12 protein-coding genes are annotated in these 18252 nt (G+C 64.3%); 6 read left to right on the top strand and 6 right to left on the bottom strand.

Annotation, left to right across the window (positions count from 1 at the left end):
- The first annotated feature begins 108 nt into the window (after positions 1-108).
- The 3 genes from PAN31108_RS06140 (at position 109) to PAN31108_RS06130 (ending at position 4125) form a co-directional block, all read left to right on the top strand.
- Entirely contained in the window at positions 109-2205 is a 2097-nt protein-coding gene (locus tag PAN31108_RS06140) for a hypothetical protein (protein ID WP_150668008.1), read from the top strand.
- Positions 2206-2491: 286 nt separating this feature from the next.
- The gene (locus PAN31108_RS06135; protein ID WP_150668007.1) at positions 2492-3589 is read left to right on the top strand and encodes a transcriptional regulator; all 1098 of its coding nucleotides are present in this window, start codon (positions 2492-2494) and stop codon (positions 3587-3589) included.
- The gene (locus tag PAN31108_RS06130; protein WP_150668006.1) at positions 3586-4125 is read left to right on the top strand and encodes a hypothetical protein; all 540 of its coding nucleotides are present in this window, start codon (positions 3586-3588) and stop codon (positions 4123-4125) included. Before PAN31108_RS06135 ends, PAN31108_RS06130 begins: the two co-directional genes overlap by 4 nt.
- Positions 4126-4230: 105 nt before the next feature.
- On the opposite strand, the gene PAN31108_RS06125 is transcribed toward PAN31108_RS06130, so the two are convergent.
- From PAN31108_RS06125 to PAN31108_RS06100, 6 genes are all read right to left on the bottom strand, one after another.
- Positions 4231-6558: an autotransporter outer membrane beta-barrel domain-containing protein gene (locus PAN31108_RS06125; protein WP_174994870.1), complete on the bottom strand. Its 2328-nt coding sequence runs from the start codon at positions 6556-6558 to the stop codon at positions 4231-4233.
- A 403-nt stretch (positions 6559-6961) separates the two neighbouring features.
- Positions 6962-9340 (bottom strand): autotransporter outer membrane beta-barrel domain-containing protein, encoded by a 2379-nt coding sequence (locus tag PAN31108_RS06120; protein ID WP_150668004.1) that lies wholly within the window; start codon positions 9338-9340, stop codon positions 6962-6964.
- Between the two features lie 332 nt (positions 9341-9672).
- Complete coding sequence (locus PAN31108_RS06115) at positions 9673-10812, bottom strand: glycosyltransferase family 9 protein (protein WP_150668003.1); 1140 nt, start codon at positions 10810-10812, stop codon at positions 9673-9675.
- Positions 10813-11107: 295 nt separating this feature from the next.
- Complete coding sequence (locus PAN31108_RS06110) at positions 11108-12775, bottom strand: rhodanese-related sulfurtransferase (RefSeq protein ID WP_150668002.1); 1668 nt, start codon at positions 12773-12775, stop codon at positions 11108-11110.
- A 65-nt stretch (positions 12776-12840) separates the two neighbouring features.
- The gene (locus PAN31108_RS06105; protein ID WP_150668001.1) at positions 12841-13506 is read right to left on the bottom strand and encodes a cysteine dioxygenase family protein; all 666 of its coding nucleotides are present in this window, start codon (positions 13504-13506) and stop codon (positions 12841-12843) included.
- Positions 13503-14783 (bottom strand): acyl-CoA dehydrogenase family protein, encoded by a 1281-nt coding sequence (locus PAN31108_RS06100; RefSeq protein ID WP_150668000.1) that lies wholly within the window; start codon positions 14781-14783, stop codon positions 13503-13505. The genes PAN31108_RS06105 and PAN31108_RS06100 overlap by 4 nt, the downstream gene beginning before the upstream one ends.
- A gap of 273 nt (positions 14784-15056) precedes the next feature.
- Between PAN31108_RS06100 and PAN31108_RS06095 the strand changes: the two genes are divergently transcribed.
- The 3 genes from PAN31108_RS06095 to PAN31108_RS06085 all read left to right on the top strand — a co-directional run bounded on the left by PAN31108_RS06095 (position 15057) and on the right by PAN31108_RS06085 (position 18244).
- The gene (locus PAN31108_RS06095; protein WP_150667999.1) at positions 15057-16154 is read left to right on the top strand and encodes an LLM class flavin-dependent oxidoreductase; all 1098 of its coding nucleotides are present in this window, start codon (positions 15057-15059) and stop codon (positions 16152-16154) included.
- 56 nt (positions 16155-16210) lie between these two features.
- Positions 16211-17101: a class II aldolase/adducin family protein gene (locus PAN31108_RS06090; RefSeq protein ID WP_150667998.1), complete on the top strand. Its 891-nt coding sequence runs from the start codon at positions 16211-16213 to the stop codon at positions 17099-17101.
- Positions 17102-17206: 105 nt separating this feature from the next.
- The gene (locus tag PAN31108_RS06085) at positions 17207-18244 is read left to right on the top strand and encodes an ABC transporter substrate-binding protein (protein ID WP_150667997.1); all 1038 of its coding nucleotides are present in this window, start codon (positions 17207-17209) and stop codon (positions 18242-18244) included.
- Positions 18245-18252 lie beyond the last annotated feature (8 nt).

Below are 18252 nucleotides of genomic sequence, written 5' to 3'. Positions count from 1 at the left end.
CGTTGACAGTTTCTCCGCACAAATACCCAGCGCCACAATGGGCACCCCGCCGCCCTCGTCTTCCGGGAACGGGAAGGCAATTTTTCTTTCACTCGATGGAGTTCGAACATGGAATCCAATGACAGTGTGACGATGGTCGTCCCCCTGGACCCCCCGGTCCCGCCCCGGCGAGTACGCACCGCGCGCTCGGGTCTTATCGAGATCATGGACGACAAGCCGAACGTCCTGTCCGTGGACATTGCTGCGCAAGCCCCCTTGCCCGACGGCTTTCCCGCGAACCGGCTGCTCTCGACAGCGTGGAGCGCGAATCCGCTCACATTGACTTCGGTGCTGCTCGCGGACTGGGGCGCCGGCGATTTTATTCGGGTGATGTATGACGGCGCTCAGCTGATGATGCGTGAAATCACGCAGGCGGAACAGGATGCGGGAGCGATCTCCTTCGATATCCCGGCGCCTCGCCCCGATGGCTTGCACCGCGCGTCCTACTCGGTGATTTCGTCGATCACGGGCGACGAGTCGGATCAGAGCGACCCGACCACGTTCATCGTCGATACGGAAAGGCCCGGGATCCCGCGACTCGGCCGTCTCGACCTGCCCGATGGCGTCGAAGACGGCGGGCTGAGCGACTCGACGCTTACTGCGCTCGGCGACGAACTCCCCCTCACGATCTCCGGCTACACGGGCCGTATCGATGGCGATCTGGTGACGGTCTACGTGGTTAACGCTGCCAACGGCAGTACGGCACAGTTTTCACAGAGGATCGGGCTCGGGGAGTCCGGAAACCCGCTGGAAATCAAGATTCCCCGAACCGCCATCGAGACACTGGGGGACGGCAACTGGTCGGTGACGTACGACATCACGGATCTGGCCGGCAACACGTCGCCCCGATCGACTAGCGTGACATTCCCGGTCTTCGTCAGTGAGGGAATCGACGATTTGGGAACACCGGTCGTTGTGCTGTTCGACGACAACAACCTGATCAACGAGTCTGACGCCCGCACGCCGGTCAGAGTCGGCATTCCCCTGAATGCCTCGATCCAGAGCGGCGATCAGATCGTCGTGCTCTGGGGCACCGCACGTCTTGATCCGAGGCCGATCCCCGACCCGGTGGGTACCGACGATCCGATGCTGAACGTGGACGTGCCGTATGCAACGGTTGCCGCCAGTGGCGCCGCCGGCGGGAACGTCAACGTCAACGTCACGTACGAAGTCTGGCGCGCCGGCCGCCTGATCGGCAGCCCTGCAACCGCCAAGACGGTGATCGTGAACCTCGATCAGTCCGGTGGTATCGACCCCGACCCGATCACGCCGGAAAACGAGAAGCTCGCAGCGCCGACCGTACGCAACGCAAGCTGGGCCGCCGGCGATCGCGAAAACTACATTCCGGTGGAGGATTCGCGCAACGCAGCGAGCATGATCATCCCGTGGCTCAACACGGATACACCGACCGGCGCCGACGCGTTTATTGAGAACGACGTCATCAATCTCTACTACGGCGTCGATCCGATCACCGACGCGACCGCCGTGCCGTTCGCGACGATCACGGTGAGCGCGGCCGACGTCGCCGCAAAGGCCCCGCTCGTGCGCCCGATTCCGGCCGCGACGATCATCGAGTTCGGCACCGGCACGTGGCTGGCGAGTTACTCCAGCACCCGGCAGGTGCGGGCAGCCGGCGCAGGCGTCACGGCGGTCACCAACACCGCCTACTCGCCGAAGCAAAACGTCGTGGTGGAATCTGCGACGGATCTGCCGGGCGGCGGCGACCCGATTGCGGCGCCTTTTTTCGAAAAGCCGCTGGGTTACACGGACGGCACGGCACTCGGCTATCTTTCGTGTTTCGTCCCCAGCTACGTCAACATGAAGGAAGACGATCTGCTGCGCATCCATATCACCGCCCGGTTCCGCCGCAACGGCACGGGCGGCCCGGTCAACAAGGCCGAGTTCGGACACGCGGGTGATACGGCGATCGTGAATTTCCCCTTCGAGAAGTATGTCGGCCGCAACGATGTCGATGGCCGTGTCGAATTCCGTTACCCATGGGTGCGCATCCAGTACCTGTACAAAATCTGTCAGGTGTTCGCCCAAGTCACGGTCACGAACAGAGCCGGACAGAGCGTGACGTCCCAGCAATCGATGATCCTGTGCGATACGCGCGTGAACCCGACGCCACCGGACGACCCGGAACGTCCGGATCCGGCGGCGTAACGCCGAGACGGCAACCGCACACCTCGCGAGACGTGTGCGGTTTTTTTTGGTACGGCCGCGTCGCAGGCATCGCCTTCGCGACACGCATCAGACCGGCGCGGCACCGGTATGACGTTAGGGAGGACCCGCTTCGCCATCGCATTTCGGCGTAAGATGTTCCCCAACAACAAGTACGTAGTTTGCGGATAGCCAAGTCATGCCACGCCTTCGCACATCGATGCTTTGCGTCAGCGTTCGGGCATCCCCGGCACGCCTCAGCCATTCCCGCCGATAGAAGATCGATCCCATGGCCAATTTCCTGATCGGCGACGCCGCCCGCTTCGACAGCGACACGCTGTCGCTGACCAACGTGGCCGAGCCCGAGCATGTGATCCCGCTGGGCGCGGCGGCCGGCAGATGCTTGCTGGTGCTGGTTCAGGCCGAAGGGGGCATTGTGACCAAGCGCACGCTGCTGACCGAAGCGTGGGAGCAGTACGGCGCCGTCGTCACCTCGAACAATCTCAGTCAGGCCATCGTTCAGATCCGGCGCGCGCTGCAACTGGCCGGCGCAGATCCGGCACTGCTCGCGACGGTGCCACGCATCGGCTATCGCCTGAATCAGACCGACAAGATCAGCCGCTTCGTCGACGCGAGCACCGCTCCCAGCGTCATGCCGGTCTCTCCCGTGCTCCCGATGCCGCATCTTGGCGAGGAAATTGCCCAAACTGAAGACGAAGATCTCACCGATTTTTTGGCGTCGACGCCCCGCGAATTTCCGGGGGTGCCCCCCATCGCGCCTTCCATTGCAGCCCCCGCCGTTTCCGTTTCGCCGTCGGCATCGACGCGCGATCTCCCACCGACCGTTGCCGATACGCCCGTCGAATCCGATAAGCGCGCGTCGAATCCGGAAGCAAGGCCGGGTGCACTACCACCTGAATTTTCGTCCGCCCCACCGTCCACATTTCCGCCCACACTTCCGGGTGCACGAGAAGCCACCTCGCCGCGCAACACCGTGCGATGGGGTATCGCCGCCGGTCTGTGGGCCGTCGTGGCGCTGCTCAGCGCGGCGGCGGCCACGTACGTCACGCCCAAACTGCGTGCCGGCATGCACAACGTGACGAGCGCCGCCGTCTGGCAACCGGTGCCCGGCGACGACACGAAGCGCTTTTTCGTGACCGCCGATCGCGCGCAGGACACCGCGTATGTCGCCCGGCGTCTGGCCATGCTCAAGCATGAGCCGCCAGTGTCGGTCGACAATGTCGACACGCGCTTCGTGTATGTGAACGGCACGGTTCACGACGACCTGTTCAGTTACCTCCTGTGCGAGGGCCCCGTCGAGTCGGACTTCCCCGACTGCATGTCCTACCTCATCACGCCTCCCGCCAACGCCAAAGGATCCTCATGAACTCGGGTATTCGTCGGCGGTTCGTGTGGATGGGCGCCGTAGCGGCGGTCTTGCTGCCGTGGCCGGTCGCTTGGTGGCTTGCGCAACCCACCGACCGCGTGACGTGGGATTGCGTCGGCGATCTCGAATTCGTCGCCCAAACCGATAACCGGCGCGCACGCATATGGGGCGAACTCGATGTGACTTACCGGCCCTCGGGCACAGGCTTCGCGCGGTTTATCGGTTTTTTCCAGAACGAACGCACGGGCGACGCAACCGAGCGCGTGCATCGCGCCGCAGAATTCGATTATCAGTCGTTGGGCGATCAGTTGCGAATCCACACCACGCGGGCCACGCGACAGATGAACGACAGCGTCGACGACGAGACCGTATACCGCTTTCTGCCGGGTCTGCGCGCCGACCATACGGATTACTATCAATTGATTCGTGTGGGCAGCGCAGCCGCGGTCGCCTACAACGACTCGCCGCGCATCTACTGTGCGCCACGCCGCGCGGCCACCGCCTCGGCGTCGCTCTCCGCACCGACATCCCGCTAGCCCCTCAAACGAAAAAAAACCCTGCGCGGCACGAAGCTGCGCAGGGCAAAAGGCCGAGAAACAGGGTTAGGGGATCCCATTCCTCGCACCACGTCAAGCCGGTGGTCAGAACGTGTAACGCACCCCTACGTTCACGCCCCAGGGCTTATCAAGACGCTTGCCGCCGGAGTAAGAAGCATCAAGATATGCCTGCAGATTTTTCTGCATCTGTGCGGCGAGACCCGCACCGACTTCCACCCGTGTGCCTGACAAATCGTTATTGAATTCGTTGCCGTTGATCGTGACCTTGTTGTTCTTTGCAAAATCCTGAATCACAGCAGCGCGCACGTACGGCTGAAAGGTGCCCTTCGACGTCTCGAACGTCTTGCCCAGCGTCGCACCGAGCGACGTCTGAATCGACGTGGTGCGCGACGAACGCGCCACCATGCCGTTATCGAGCGAGAAGTCGGCAGCGCCTGCCGTCATGGCGGCCACCTGGGCATACGGCTCGACGAACCAGCCGTTACCGAATCCCAGGCGACGACCGAATTCCGCCGACGCACCGAAGCCGTTGTTACTGTATTCGCCGGCGCTCATGACACCATCACGCATGCGCGCGTTGAGCTCGGCGTTGTAACGGTTGTACTTGAGCACGCCATCGAAGTAGTAGCCGTTCTTGCCGATCCACGTGGCGTAACCGCCGACGGTGTAGCTCTCGATGGCCCCGTTCGAGCCCACCCCGAACTTCAGATTGCTGGTGCTCGTGCCGGCCATCGCGCCCGCATACCACGTGCCGTTCTGCGTTTGTGCGACAGCGCGATCGGCGCCAAAGAGCACGCCCCACTGGTCCTGCCTGTAACCCTGACCCGACGCCGGCTTGGCGTTGTAGCGGTTGCCGAACGTACGCGCCCAGACACCGCCGTCTTTCGGCTCGTGCAGGCGCATCTCGCCCATACGCGCACGCAGCGTCGTCATTTCGCCCAACCATACCGTGGGCGTGGCGCCGACCACACCCATCACGGTATCGGTCGAGATCGACGTACCGCCGTCGCGCACCAGTTGCCAGACGGTCTGGCCGTCGACTTGCTGCTTTTCGAGCGAGTACGAGTAGGCGCCGAGGTCGACCTTGTCGCCGACGATGGCGAACTGCGCGTTGCCGCCGGCGTCGTACACCAGCCCTTCCACGGGCACCAGTGCCTCCGTACCGACGTTCTTCACCGCCAGACGGAAATTGCCGGTGGAATCGCCGTTGGTCAGATTCAGACGATCCGACTCGCCGGTTTCGAGGTTGGTCTGCATGCGGAACTCGCCCTCGCCGGAGAGAGATCCGATATCGAGCGTGCGGTATTGTCCGTCGGTGGCCGTGCCATGAATGTCGATCACACCATCGGCCATCGTCACGGTGGTGGCGGTCGTGTCTTCGACCAGACGCCACTGACCGCCGTCTTCCAGACGCAGCAGCTTGACGCCTTCGATACGCCCGGTCACTTCCGCATTGTTCGTGAGCAGCAGATCGCTATCGACCTGCGTATTGAACTTGAAGTCGCCTTCGAGTTTGCTGTTATCGACCGCAACATCCAGTTCGAAAGGCTTCAGGTAACGCTGATCGAAACCTGCTTCGAGAATCACACCGTTGCCGGCATTCACCTTCGTGTCATTGGCGAGCACTACCGAAATGCGCGTGTCGTCGTGGCCGAGGCGTTGACGGTCGATACGGATGGCCGACGATTGGCCCGAAGTGATTTCCGAGTTGGCAAGAATGAGCCGCGACGAATGAAATGGTTCATTGGCGCTCATCATCGGGTCGGTCGTCACCACAATGCCGTTATAGAAACCATTGATCTTGGTGCCGAACGTATTGAAGTTCGAATCGGTCACCTGAACAGCGGCGCCGATCGGCCCGGTGGCGAACGTCGACGTGACGCTTCCCCCGGTCATTTCCAGTTGGCTGGCGCCGGTGATGATCACCGCGCGGCCCACGCCGGAGACGTCGACATTTTCGAGGTGGGCCACCGACGGGCGATTCGTCTCTTCGGTACGCGTGCGGCGAAACACCCATAGACCGACCGCCTCCGCCCCCCCCACGCTGAAGTCCCCAGGCCGGGCCTCGATGCGTGAATTCGACATGAACATCTGACTGCCGTCGCTCACCGACACCAGCCCACGTCCGTAAGGCGTATCGCTGCCAGGGCCCCGGAATATCAAATTCGACGCTTCGACCGAACCACCGATATTGATATGCAAATACTGCGGGCTCGTCTCACCGCCGGCCAAACCGGAGATCAGCGCACGGCCATTGTTCCGTACGGTGATAACGCTGCCGTTCGCCTGCTGAGGCGTGACGATGTTGATCAGGCAGTTGATCGGGATAACCGCACAGCTGATATCGATGGCTTTTGCCGAACCTGCGTACGTTGACAGGGCGACAAGAATCGATGCAGGTATCGCACGCATCGCAAAACGCCGGGAAGAAGACACATGGGACATGACGGGTGATCCTTCGCTAAGTTATTAACAACGAGGCGAAAGATATGCGTCAAATCCGCGAAAAACCTATCATATACGATCAACTTCATCACAATTCACCGAAATTCATCGAATGTCACGCTTTTTTGATGCAAAAGACGCAAAAACTGATTTTGTGCCCCACCTATTCGTGTCAGGCCGTTGCCGAGAAAGCCGACGTGCGCGAGCGCCACAAAAAACAACACCTCGGGGCAAGCCGAGGTGTTGTGAGGGGCTTCCCATCACAGGAAGCCGACTGCGCATGCTGAGTCGGCGCAGTTTGAATACGCCGATGTGCCCCCGGCGTGTTATTCGATACCGGTCGGTGCGACCGGCGGCGCCGGAAAGTTCGTCAGAACGTGTACCGCACGCCGACCTGCGCGCCCCAGGGTTGATTGATTCGACGCCCGGTGCTGGTTTCCAGCTCGGCATAGAGTTGCAGATTGCGGCGTACCTGCCCGGCCACCCCGGCGCCAAACTCCACGCGCGTGCCGGAGATATCGTTGTTGAACACGATGCCGTTGATGTTGGTCTGGTTGCTCTTGATGAATTCCTGAACCACCGCCAGTTTCAGATAGGGCTGCACCATGCCGCCCGCCAGCTCGAAGGTTTTGCCGAGCGCCGCCCCCACGCGCAACTGGACCGACCCCGTGCTGGAGGTGGTCGACGTCATGCCGTTGGACAGCGTGAAACTGTCGCCCCCCACACGCAGCATCGATGTCTGCACGTAAGGTTCGATAAACCAGCGATTGCCGAATTCGAGATGGCGACCGAACTCGAGCGTCATCCCGACGCCGTTGTTGTTAAAGCTGCCGATCGCCCCGACGCCGTCGCTCATGATCGCGTTGGCGTCGTTCTGGAAGTGGTTGTACTTCACCACGCCGTCGAAGTACCAGCCGGCCGCGGAGAGCCAGGTGGCATACAAACCGGCGGTATAGCTGTTCACGCCGCCGGTCGAGCCGTTGTCGAACGTTAGCTTGCTGTGGCTCGTGCCCATCATCGCGCCGACGAGCCATTTGCCGCCCCACGCCTCGCCCACGACACCGTCGGCGCCGCCGATCACGCCGTATTGCGTCTGCCGGTAATCCGCCGAGTTGGTCGGTTTGGCGTGGTACTGCTTACCGAAGGTGCGTGCCCATACCCCGGTGTTGCTCTGATCGCCCATGCGAAGCTCACCGAGCCGCGTGCGCAGAATGGCCTCTTCGCCGTACCACACGGTCGGCCCGGCGCTGGAAATGCCCAGCACGAGTTGTGCGCTCGGTGACAGTTCGCCGCCCACAGGCGGGCTGCCACTGTCGCCGCCGCCACCGCCACCGCCCGTGCCGCCGTCGGTGCCGCCGCCGTCCGTCGGTACCTCGTCGATCCCCTGATTGGTATCGGTCACCAACGCCCAGTTATTGCCTTGTTTGGCGAGAAGGTAAGTGCGGGTCCCGGCATCGACCTTGATGCTTTTCACCGCAAACGTGGCGTCGCCGCCCCCCGTCTTCACGACCGTCAGGGGCGAGAGATCCGTGGGTTCTTGCCCGGTGCTGGGAATGCTCAGCTGGTAGCTCCCTGCCGCATTTCCCGTCACGTTGATCACGTCTGCGGTATGCGCCGGAAAGCCCACCCCCATGAGGAAGTTGCCTTTACCGGACAGCGAGCCGAGTGTCAGCGTGCGGTAGGTGCCGGTCCCGGCGGCGGCGCCCGGAATGTCGATCGTGCCGCCGTTCATCGTCGTCGTACCGACCGTGCTGGCGGTCACGAGACGCCATGTCGCGCCGGCGTTCACCGCGAGCGTATTCAGATTCTGAAGATCGCCGGTGAGCGTGGCGTTGTTCTGGAGCGTGAGGTTGAGGGTGGCGGTGCCGTCGCTGCCCACATTGCCGGTGATGTTCGAATTGTCGATCGTCGCATTCGCCGTGATCTGCCCCAACGCCTGTATGGCGAAACCGTTGCTGCCGGTGAGCGTCGAGCCGTTCTGCACGAGGATGTTGGCCGTGTGTCCGAAGAACGCGCCGGCGTTGCGCCCCGGCTCTGCCAGTATTGCCGCGCCGTTGGCGGCGGTGACGGTCGCGCCATTGATCGTCGTCAACGAGTTCGTGTTGCCCAGATTGGACGTGGCAGCCAGCACCCCCGAGAGATTGCCGCTGATCTTGCCGCCGTTGACGACCACCGTCGAATCGAAGTTGGCCACGCCGCCGTTGAGTCCGGCAACGGCGCCCGTGCCAGCGCTGACGTCGGAGTTGTTGAGCGTGAGTATGCCGTTCGACGACACCGACGCGCCGAACTGATTGCCCGAGATCGTGCTGTTCGTGATCGTGGCGGTGGGCGCCACCAGTCCGCTGCCGACTTGCCCCGTGAGGGCCACGCCCGCCTGCGTCGTGCTGGTAATGGTCGAGTTGTTGATCGTCGCGTCGGAGTTCAGGATCCGCAGCGCCGCGACCAGCGTCCCGCCCGAGAGCATACTCCCGATGATCGTCGCCCCATCGGCGCGAAGATGGGAGGCGCCTCGCGCCGGCGTCACCGTCCCGTCCAGATAGATCCAGTTGGTGGACGTGCCGCTCTGAAGGGTGAGCTTGCCGCCATTGAAGACGGTGTAGGTTTCGTTTGGATTGCCTGGGGCGGTGACGGTCCGCGTACTGCCGTCGACGGTGTCGGCCTGCGCGGAAACGGCCAAGGACGTGAGGGCGAGCGCGATGGCAGATGCCATGATGCGCTGGCGCGGAGCGAAGACGTGTGACGTAGGCATGACGAGGCCTCCCTTGCCGAAGGAACGACGCGCAGCAACGACAACAACTCCACGACGCACTACCCTGGCGCAGCCCCTTCGCCCTGGCGACCTGCCTTCGACCGGTGTGTGACGCGCCTCACTTCGGAGACCGTCGAAACACACGCAGCAAACGACTGGGTGGATGCTAATACGTCGTCAGAAAAACGGGAAAAATGATGCAAATTCGCCCGTGTTTCGTCGGAACATAGGTGCTGGATAAGACTTCGTCACCTGTAAACGTTGACAGGTGACGTGTCTTTCGTGGTGGAAATGCGACAGAAAACCGGGTGCCCGGGCATGCCCGGAACGCCTTAGTTTTGGCAGGGAAGAGGGTTTGACAGCGTAGTGACGATCGTCTCGGCAAGCCTGTCGGGATCCAGCGCGCTGACGTCGGAATCGGTTTGCAGCGGCGTAGATCGGCACAGCGGCGTGAGCCGCAGATAAGGTGGCTCGTTCTTTGCGAAAAGGGCCACGCTCGGGGTTCGGGTGGTGTGCGCCACGTGCATCAGTCCGCCGTCCGCGCCAACGAACAGCGATGCGTTCGCGATCACACGCTTGGTGTCGCGCAACGTCAGTTCGCCGACGAACGACACCACCTGCAAATTCAGAAACGGCGCCGCCAGCAGGGTTCGGGCGGCCTCGACCCCGTTGCCGGAACCCAGCAGGACGATGCCGCCGGGCATGCCGGGTCGGTAGGCCGCATCGTAGGCCTGAAGGCACTCGCGCCAATGCGCGTAGGTGCGACGCGGCTCGACGCCGCCCATCGCGAGCGCGAGAAACGCCCCGTGCGGCAACCGTTGCGCAAGGGCTTGCGGCAATGCCGGTTCGTCGCGCAGATACGGCTTCGCGCGTGCAAGCAGGTCGTCCGGTGCGAGCCCCAACCCGAAAACGTCGTTGACGGCGGCAAGACTGAACTGTGTCTGATTGCGGTCCGGGCCGTGAAAGTAACGGAACAGGCAGGCGAACGGCAGCGCGGGAAAGGATTTGCGTTTCAGGCGCAACGTCGGATAGTTGAACTCCTGAAGCACGATCACGTCGTAGTCCGTCGGATTCACCTGTGCGGGATCGCTAAAGACGTTACGAAAAATATCGTCGCCTTCGAAGACGGCTTTCAAACCCGGCGCGATCAGCAGATCGATCGGCGCCTCGCGCCCGCGCAGCAGCGCACGACCGGACAGGTCCATGATCGCGTCGCCGAGCGACGACTTCCCGCCGTAAATCCAGAGCACGCGCGCGTCCGGCGGCACATGGCGAACCTCGCGGCTCGCCTGTCCGCTCAGGACGAGACGCAAACGCCGGTGCAGGTATTTTTTGGCGACAGTGAGCGACGACGTGCGTTGCATGAAGACGTCGGGCTCGTGGTACACCCACGCGTACGGAATGTGGATGGACTGTGCGGTGAGTCCGGCCAACGGCCGGGCAAGGCGAGCGATGATGCGCTGCAATGGCATGTTCGGTTCGGGGACGGATCGGCCGCAGCGCCGGTCGGCACCCGGGAACTGACAAGGACATGCCTTGGTATGCGGGCGCGGGAGGCAGCGGCTCTGGAAGTTCGGGAGTATGCCACGGGTGCGCGGTCGAGGCAGCCCCCCGGCTTGCAACGGCCCTCGCGCAAGCCCCCTCGCTTTCCTTGGGAACCCCCACTTCCTGATCTCGCTCCCCGGTCTCACTTCCTAAGCACTGCTTCCTAAGCACGACTGCCCAGGTGCCGCAGGTTACGGTCGGCGTCTCCCGTCCCCGGAGCCCTTACACCACCTGAAAGTGATGCGTCCCATCGCGATGCAGTTGGTCGACGAGACCGAACTCCCAGTCGAGATACGCCTGCATGGCTTCGGCCGCATTGTCGGTGCCTTCGTACGGACGACGATACCGATCGTCGCGCGCACTGGCCAGATGCGTTTCCCCCGATTCGAGCGGCGACCCGGCGTTGATCCACGCCTGCGTGCCGCCGTCGAGCACCACGATTTCAGCGTCGGTCAGACGACGCAGGTCGGCCGCCGCGAAGCGCGCCAGCAAGCTGGAGCCGCACGTGAGCACGTAGCGTTGCGCGGGACCGATCTTGCGCAGCGCCTGCGCCAAACGCGCGCGAATCACGAACCACGCGCCCGGAATATGGCGTTTGACGTAGTTGACACCCGAGGTGAAGTCCAGCACCGCGAGTTGGCCGGGCGCGGCGTCGGCGAGCCACCGGGCGAGCAGCGCGGGCGTGACCGTCGCCACGTCCGGGGCGCTCGGCGTATGGAGCGGCCAGCCGCCTTGTGCGCTGCGCGCTTCGTCGCCGTGCGGCTCGACGACGTACACCGTCCAGCCCATTTGCGCGAGCCATGAGCCGGTCATGTCGGCGCGCACGCCGTCATTGTCTGCCAGCACGATCCATGCGCCGCGCACCGGCGCCTGATGATCGGTCTCCTGCACGAGTTGCCCGCCCGGTGCGTTTGCGAAATCGGGCAGATGGCCGGCCGCGTACTCTTCCGGCGTGCGCACGTCGAACCGGTAGACGGTGCGTCCCGGCGCGTCGAGCGACGGCACGTCGGCCAGCGCAACGCGACGGACCCCGGCACGATCTGCCACGGCGCGCGCGCCCTCACGGGCGACGGCCAGCGTCGCGTCGCGCACCGTGGCCGGATGACGGCGGTCGGCGCCACGCTCCAGCGTCTGGCCGGCGAGCGTCCAGCCGATGGTGCCGTTGCGAAGCGCGGCGACGGGATTGGGCAGCCCGGCGTTCACCAGCGACTGCGTGCCGATGATGCTGCGCGTGCGTCCCGCGCAATTGACAATCACCCGCGTGGCCGGGTCCGGTGCGAGTTCGCGCACGCGCAACACCAGCTCCGCGCCGGGCACACTCGTCGAGCCGGGAATGTTCATCGTCTGGTATTCGTCGAAGCGCCGCGCGTCGACCACGACCACGTCCGCCTCGGCATCGAACAGCGCCTGCACTTCCTGCGCCGAGAGCGACGGCGTGTGTCGCAACCCTTCGACCCACTCGCCGAAGGCTTTGCTGGGGACGTTCACGTCGCGGAACACCTCGCCGCCCGCAGCCGTCCAGCCGTCGAGGCCGCCCGCGAGCAGGTTGACGTCGGTATAGCCGAGCTTGCGCAGCACGGCCGCTGCGCGCGGCGCGAGGTCCTCGCCGTCGTGCACGCCATAGACGACGATGCGCGTGTCGCGACGCGGAATGCGCGCCCAGGCGTCGATTTCCACGCGCGAGAGCGGCAGGTTCGCCGCCCACAGTGGGTGCGTTTGCGCGAACGGGTCTTCTTCGCGCACGTCGAGCAGCGCGATTTCTTCACGCGCGAGCAGCGCGGCGCGCACGTCGGCATAGGTCACTTCGGCGAACGCGGCGTGCGCGGTCTGCGGCGATGCGTCGGCAGGGGCAAGCGTCGGTGCTTGGGTCGGTTGGTCGGACACGGTCATTCCTTGAATTCGTCGGAGGTCGAAGCCTGATGGCTCGTATAGCGTTCTACAGACGCGGCAAGCGTCTATTGTCGGTCGGCGGGCGGCGCGGCCTTGCCCCACGGGTTCGGCAACCGGGCGTTGGCGTAACCGGAGACGAAACCCTTGCGCTCGCCCGACTCGGTGAACACGCTGCGATGCACCGCGCCGATGTTCGCACCGTAGACGTGGACACTCACCGACACGCGGTCGTCGTAAGCATTGCTCACGCGGTGAATGTCGCCCAGACGCGGCGAGAGCACCTCGACGTCGCCCGGCACCAGACGCACCGGTTCGCCTGCGACGACAGGCACGCCTTGCGCGTCGAGCACGTACGGCTGCGAGTCTTCCGCGCCGCGCAGCATGCCGATCAGCCCCCACACGGTGTGGTCGTGAATCGGTGTGCGCTGGCCCGGCCCCCACACGAAACTCACGATGGAGAAGCGTTGCGCCGAATCGCAGTGCAGCAGATATTGTTGGTAATGCTCGGGATGGGGTGTGGCGAACGCCTTGGGCAGCCAGTCGTCGCGGGCGACGAGCTGCGCCAGCAGTCCGGCCCCTTCTTCGAGCAGCGTGGTCTCGTGCGGACGCCGCTCCAGCAGCCGCGAAAACGCGGCGACGAAGGTGCGCAGCGGATCGAGGGCGTCGTAATCGTGTGCAGGCAAATCGCGCGACAAGGCGATGCCATCCAGCACTTCGGTCGTACCTGTCATGCCGTTTCCCGGAAAGCAGCGAGTGTCCGCCGGCCGGCAGCACTCAGAATGGTGTCGTTTTGCGGCGTGTGAATGCGGCTGCACAGCACGTCGCGATGATAGCGCTCCAGCGGGTTGTTGCGCGAGAGCCCGTGATTTCCCGATAACTGCAAGGCGAGTTCGAGCACCCGGATCGCGTTGCCCGTCACCGTGAACTTTAGCGCACCGCTGGCAATATCGTCATCGGGGTCTCCCGCATCGGCCGCGCGCGCCGCCGCATCGAGCAACCGTTGGTTGACATGCAGCAACGCGGCGATTTCCCCCACCGTCTCCTGAACGCGCGGCAATGTCGCGAGCGGCGCACCGAGATTGCCCGGCACGCGCGTGTTGAGGAACGTCACGAGCCAATCGACGCCGGCGCGCGCGAGCGCGTCGTACAGCGTGCCGAGCAACACGCTCATCCACGCCTGCTGCTCGATATGCGCGTCGTTGTCTCGCTGACCGATGCCCGCCGGCGCCCATTCGCCCGGCAACCGAATGTCGACGGCGTTGCCGAACGGCAGATCGATATCCTCCAGAACGACCTCATGGCTTGCGGACGCGCGCAGGCCAAGGTGATCCCAATTCTGCACGACGCGGATACCGGGACGATCGGGCGAAGCTTCCGGCCCTGGCACGCCCACCGGACGCGGCACGAGAAACACGCCGACGCGCGGCTCCGCTTCGTCCGTTCGCGCCCAGACCGACAGCCAGCGTAGCCCCGGAATGCCGGTGCAATACAGCTTGCGTCCGGACAGACGCCAGCCCGTCTCGGTACGCCGTGCCGTGGTCGACGGCAAACCGCCTCGCGCAGGCGTGCCGAGATCGGGCTCGACACGCAGCGCGTTGATGAGCGCGCCGTCGCGCACCGCGCTCTCGAACACCGCGCGACGTTGCGCTTCGGGCCAGCGCGTGCTGGTGCGAACCAGCGAGCGATGCTGGAGATACGTCATCGTCAGCACGAGTGCCGTCGCCGATTCGCCGGCGGCGACGGCGCCGATGATGCGACGCGCCGTCGCCAACCCGCCACCGCCGCCGCCCTCGGCGCGCGGCACGATTTCGGCGATCAGGCCGTGACGATGCAACAGCGCGAAGTTATCGAACGGGAACCGCGCATCGCGATCGAGCGACGCCGCGCCCTCGGCGAGCGCGCGCGTGATGGGCGGCAGCAGCGCGTCCAGTTGAGCCAGGCGTGCGGGGCCGTCGGCACGCGGCAGGGGCAGCACCGCCCCGGAAGGTGCGAGACCGGAAGAAGACATGATTTTGGAATAAGCAAATACGCGTTCGGCGCCTTTTGCGCGTCACGGCGTGTCGGTCATGGTGTCGGTGAAGCAGTGCCCATAGCGTAAGGCCCGGCGTGGCCGCGCCCAACCATCCATATCGAATAATCTTTGCGGAAATGATTATTTAACGACCGAACATTGTTTGCGTAGGCTCACTCCCATTCACCGTCTGTTCCGATCGATGGGCGTGTAGCGCAACCCGACCCACGTCGCCGTGCACGCGTCCCCCGTCAAAAAATGGAGAGCGTCATGAGCGTCGAGATCATCGGCATGATTCAAAGCAGTAAGCAATCCGAAATACACCCCAAGCGTGGCCCTGCCGTGGACCGGGATTACGTGCGCAATTTCGCGCGCGCTCACGAGCAGTCCGGTTTCGACCGTATTCTCGTGCCGCATCATTCGACCAGTCCGTCGGCCACGCTCACGATCGCTTACGCGTCGACCGTGACCGAGAACATCCATTTCATGCTCGCACATCGTCCGGGCTTCGTCGCCCCGACGCTGGCCGCACGTCAGATCGCCACGCTCGACCAGTTCAGCGGCGGACGCCTCGGCGTTCACTTCATCTCCGGCGGCTCCGACGAAGAACAGCAGCGCGATGGCGACTTCCTGCTGCACGACGAGCGTTATGCGCGCACGGACGAGTACCTGAGCATTCTGCGCCGCATCTGGACGGAAGACACGCCGTTCGATCACGACGGCAAGTTCTACCGCTTCAAGCAGGGCTTCTCCGAGGTCAAACCGGTGCAACAGCCGCACGTGCCGATCTTCTTCGGCGGCGCATCGGAAGCCGCATTGCAGGTTGCGGCCAAACACGCCGACATCTATGCGCTGTGGGGCGAATCGCTCGATCAGGTGCGCGACATCACCACGCGCGTGCGCGCTGCGGCTGCCGTTCATGGCCGCGTGCCGCGCTTCTCCGTGTCGTTCCGTCCTATTCTGGCCGAGACGGAAGCGAAGGCGTGGGAGCGCGCCGACAAGATTCTGGCGCAGGCCAAAGCCATTCGCGAGGCGGCCGGTCTGCCGCAGGGCTCGGCGCTGCAAAGCGAGGGCGCACGACGCCTGCTCGCCGCCGCCGACAAGGGCGCACGTCTGGACAAGGTGCTGTGGACGGAGATTGCCAAGCTCATCGGCGGCCGCTCGAACTCCACCGCACTCGTCGGCACGCCGGAGCAGGTCGCCGACGCGTTGCTCGACTACTACGACCTCGGTGTCACGACGTTCCTCATTCGCGGCTTCGATCCGCTGGGCGACGCCATCGACTATGGCCGCGAACTGATTCCGCGTCTGCGCACGCTGGTCGCCGAGCGCGACCGTCAGCGCGACGCCACACGCCGCGCGGCCTGAGCGCGCCACGCGCGTTCGCCGTCATCGCTCCCCACTCGACGCCAAGGAGAAACTCAATGGCTGCCGTTCTGCCCGTCGACACCCACAGCTTCGGCCGTACCCCGGCCGACACCGCTACGCCGAACACCCGCACCACACCCACCGGCCTTGTGCTCAATGCCGCACCGCAGCAGCGCTTCTGGTTCGATGCACCCCCCGTGCGCAGCGACATCCTGGCCGAGCGCCGCCATCGTCAGACACGTCTGGCCGCAGCGTTTCGCATCTTCGCCCGTCATGGCTTCGATCTCGGTCTGGCCGGCCACATCACCGCACGCGATCCCGAGTTGACCGATCACTTCTGGGTCAACCCGCTCGGCGTGCACTTCTCGCGCATCAAGGTCTCCGACCTGCTGCTCGTGAACGCCAGGGGCGAGACGGTCGTGGGCGAGCGTCCGCTCAACAAGGCGGCGTTCGCGATTCATGCAGCGATTCACGAAGCGCATCCGCATCTGGTCGCCGCCGCGCACACCCACTCGACCTACGGCAAAGCGTGGTCGACGCTGGGTCGCGCGCTGGACCCGCTGACGCAGGATTCCTGCGGCTTCTTCGAAGACCATGCCCTGTTCGACGACTTCACCGGCATGGTGGTCGACGACAGCGAAGGCAACCGCATTGCCCGCGCGCTGAACAAGCCCGACGGCACCGGCACGGTCAAGGGCGTGATTCTGAAGAACCACGGCATTCTCACGGCGGGCCCGAGCGTCGAGGCCGCAGCATGGTGGTACATCGCGCTGGAGAACGCCGCGCACACGCAGTTGCTCGCCGAAGCGGCCGGCACGCCGCAGCCGATCGACGAGGCGACCGCACGTCACACGCACAGCCAGGTCGGCGGCCCCGAGGGCGCGCTGTATTCGTTCGAGAGCCTGTACGAAGGACTCGTCGAGGACGAGCCGGATCTGCTCGACTGACGGTTTTTGCGCGCCTGCTCGGTGCCCTTGGATCGTCATCGAGCGTCACCGAGAGTCATCGATAGCCGCCTACCAACATCACAAATCAACAGGGGAGTCGTATCCATGAAGTTCCGCCACACCGATAAGTCAGCCAGCCTCGCCACCCCGGCGCACGCCGGGCGCCGCAAGGTGCTGCGCGCGGGCGCCGCCGTTGCCTTGGCCGCACCGGCGCTGCTGCTTGGCCGTCAGGCATGGTCGCAACCGAAGAAGCTCACATTCGCGTGGAACCAGAACTCGTTCTGCCTCACGCCCATCGTCGCGGCGCAGGAGCGCGGCTTCTTCGAGAAGAACGGCTTGCAGGTCGATCTGATCAACTACAGCGGCTCGACCGACCAGTTGCTCGAATCCATCGCCACGGGCAAGGCCGACGCCGCCGTGGGCATGATTCACCGCTGGCTCAAGCCGCTCGAATCGGGCTTCGACGTGAAGATCATCGGCAGTTCGCACGGCGGCTGCGTGCGTCTGCTGGGCTCGAAAGCGGCCGGCATCACGTCGCTCGCTGCGCTCAAGGGCAAGACCGTCGGCGTGTCGGATCTGGCAGCGCCGGGCAAGCACTTCTTCCAGATTCTGCTCTCGAAGAACGGCATCGATGCCGAGCGCGACATCACGTGGCGCCAGTATCCGGCCGACCTGCTCGGCGTGGCGGTCGACAAAGGCGAAATTCAGGCGATTGCGGACGGCGATCCGAACCTGTATCTGCTGGAAAAGCGCACCAACGGCGCTTACGTCGAGCTGGCGACGAACCTGAGCGGCGAATATGCCCGCAAGGTGTGCTGCGTGATCGGCGCGCGCGGCGATCTGGTGCGCAACGACCGTGCGGCGGCAAGCGCGCTGGCGCGCTCCATCGTGCAGGCCACGGAATTCGTCAACGAAAATCCGAACGAGGCCGCAAAGATTTTCGCCAAGTATTCGCCGAAGATCAGCCCCGACGACCTGCGCAAGCTCTACGCCACGCTCACCTACTCCCATCACCCGACCGGTGCGGATCTGCGCGACGAAATCGCGTACTTCGCCGACGACTTCCGCCGCATCGGCGTACTCAAGAAGTCGACCGATCCGCAAAAACTCGCGCAGCACGTCTACGCCAACGTGCTTGGCTGACGCTGCCC

It is taken from the genome of Pandoraea anhela (assembly GCF_902459655.1).
Classification (GTDB): domain Bacteria; phylum Pseudomonadota; class Gammaproteobacteria; order Burkholderiales; family Burkholderiaceae; genus Pandoraea; species Pandoraea anhela.
Note: the sequence above shows the minus strand (reverse complement) of the source record. Positions and strands in the feature narration are given on the sequence as shown.

What these genes read in the sequence shown, in the direction of transcription:
- PAN31108_RS06135 (WP_150668007.1), top strand. Translation starts at nt 2,492, where the DNA reads ATGGCCAATTTCCTGATCGGCGACGCCGCCCGCTTCGACAGCGACACG.
- PAN31108_RS06125 (WP_174994870.1), bottom strand. Translation starts at nt 6,558, where the DNA reads ATGCGTGCGATACCTGCATCGATTCTTGTCGCCCTGTCAACGTACGCA.
- PAN31108_RS06130 (WP_150668006.1), top strand. Translation starts at nt 3,586, where the DNA reads ATGAACTCGGGTATTCGTCGGCGGTTCGTGTGGATGGGCGCCGTAGCG.
- PAN31108_RS06105 (WP_150668001.1), bottom strand. Translation starts at nt 13,506, where the DNA reads ATGACAGGTACGACCGAAGTGCTGGATGGCATCGCCTTGTCGCGCGAT.
- PAN31108_RS06120 (WP_150668004.1), bottom strand. Translation starts at nt 9,340, where the DNA reads ATGCCTACGTCACACGTCTTCGCTCCGCGCCAGCGCATCATGGCATCT.
- PAN31108_RS06090 (WP_150667998.1), top strand. Translation starts at nt 16,211, where the DNA reads ATGGCTGCCGTTCTGCCCGTCGACACCCACAGCTTCGGCCGTACCCCG.
- PAN31108_RS06095 (WP_150667999.1), top strand. Translation starts at nt 15,057, where the DNA reads ATGAGCGTCGAGATCATCGGCATGATTCAAAGCAGTAAGCAATCCGAA.
- PAN31108_RS06110 (WP_150668002.1), bottom strand. Translation starts at nt 12,775, where the DNA reads ATGACCGTGTCCGACCAACCGACCCAAGCACCGACGCTTGCCCCTGCC.
- PAN31108_RS06100 (WP_150668000.1), bottom strand. Translation starts at nt 14,783, where the DNA reads ATGTCTTCTTCCGGTCTCGCACCTTCCGGGGCGGTGCTGCCCCTGCCG.
- PAN31108_RS06085 (WP_150667997.1), top strand. Translation starts at nt 17,207, where the DNA reads ATGAAGTTCCGCCACACCGATAAGTCAGCCAGCCTCGCCACCCCGGCG.
- PAN31108_RS06140 (WP_150668008.1), top strand. Translation starts at nt 109, where the DNA reads ATGGAATCCAATGACAGTGTGACGATGGTCGTCCCCCTGGACCCCCCG.
- PAN31108_RS06115 (WP_150668003.1), bottom strand. Translation starts at nt 10,812, where the DNA reads ATGCCATTGCAGCGCATCATCGCTCGCCTTGCCCGGCCGTTGGCCGGA.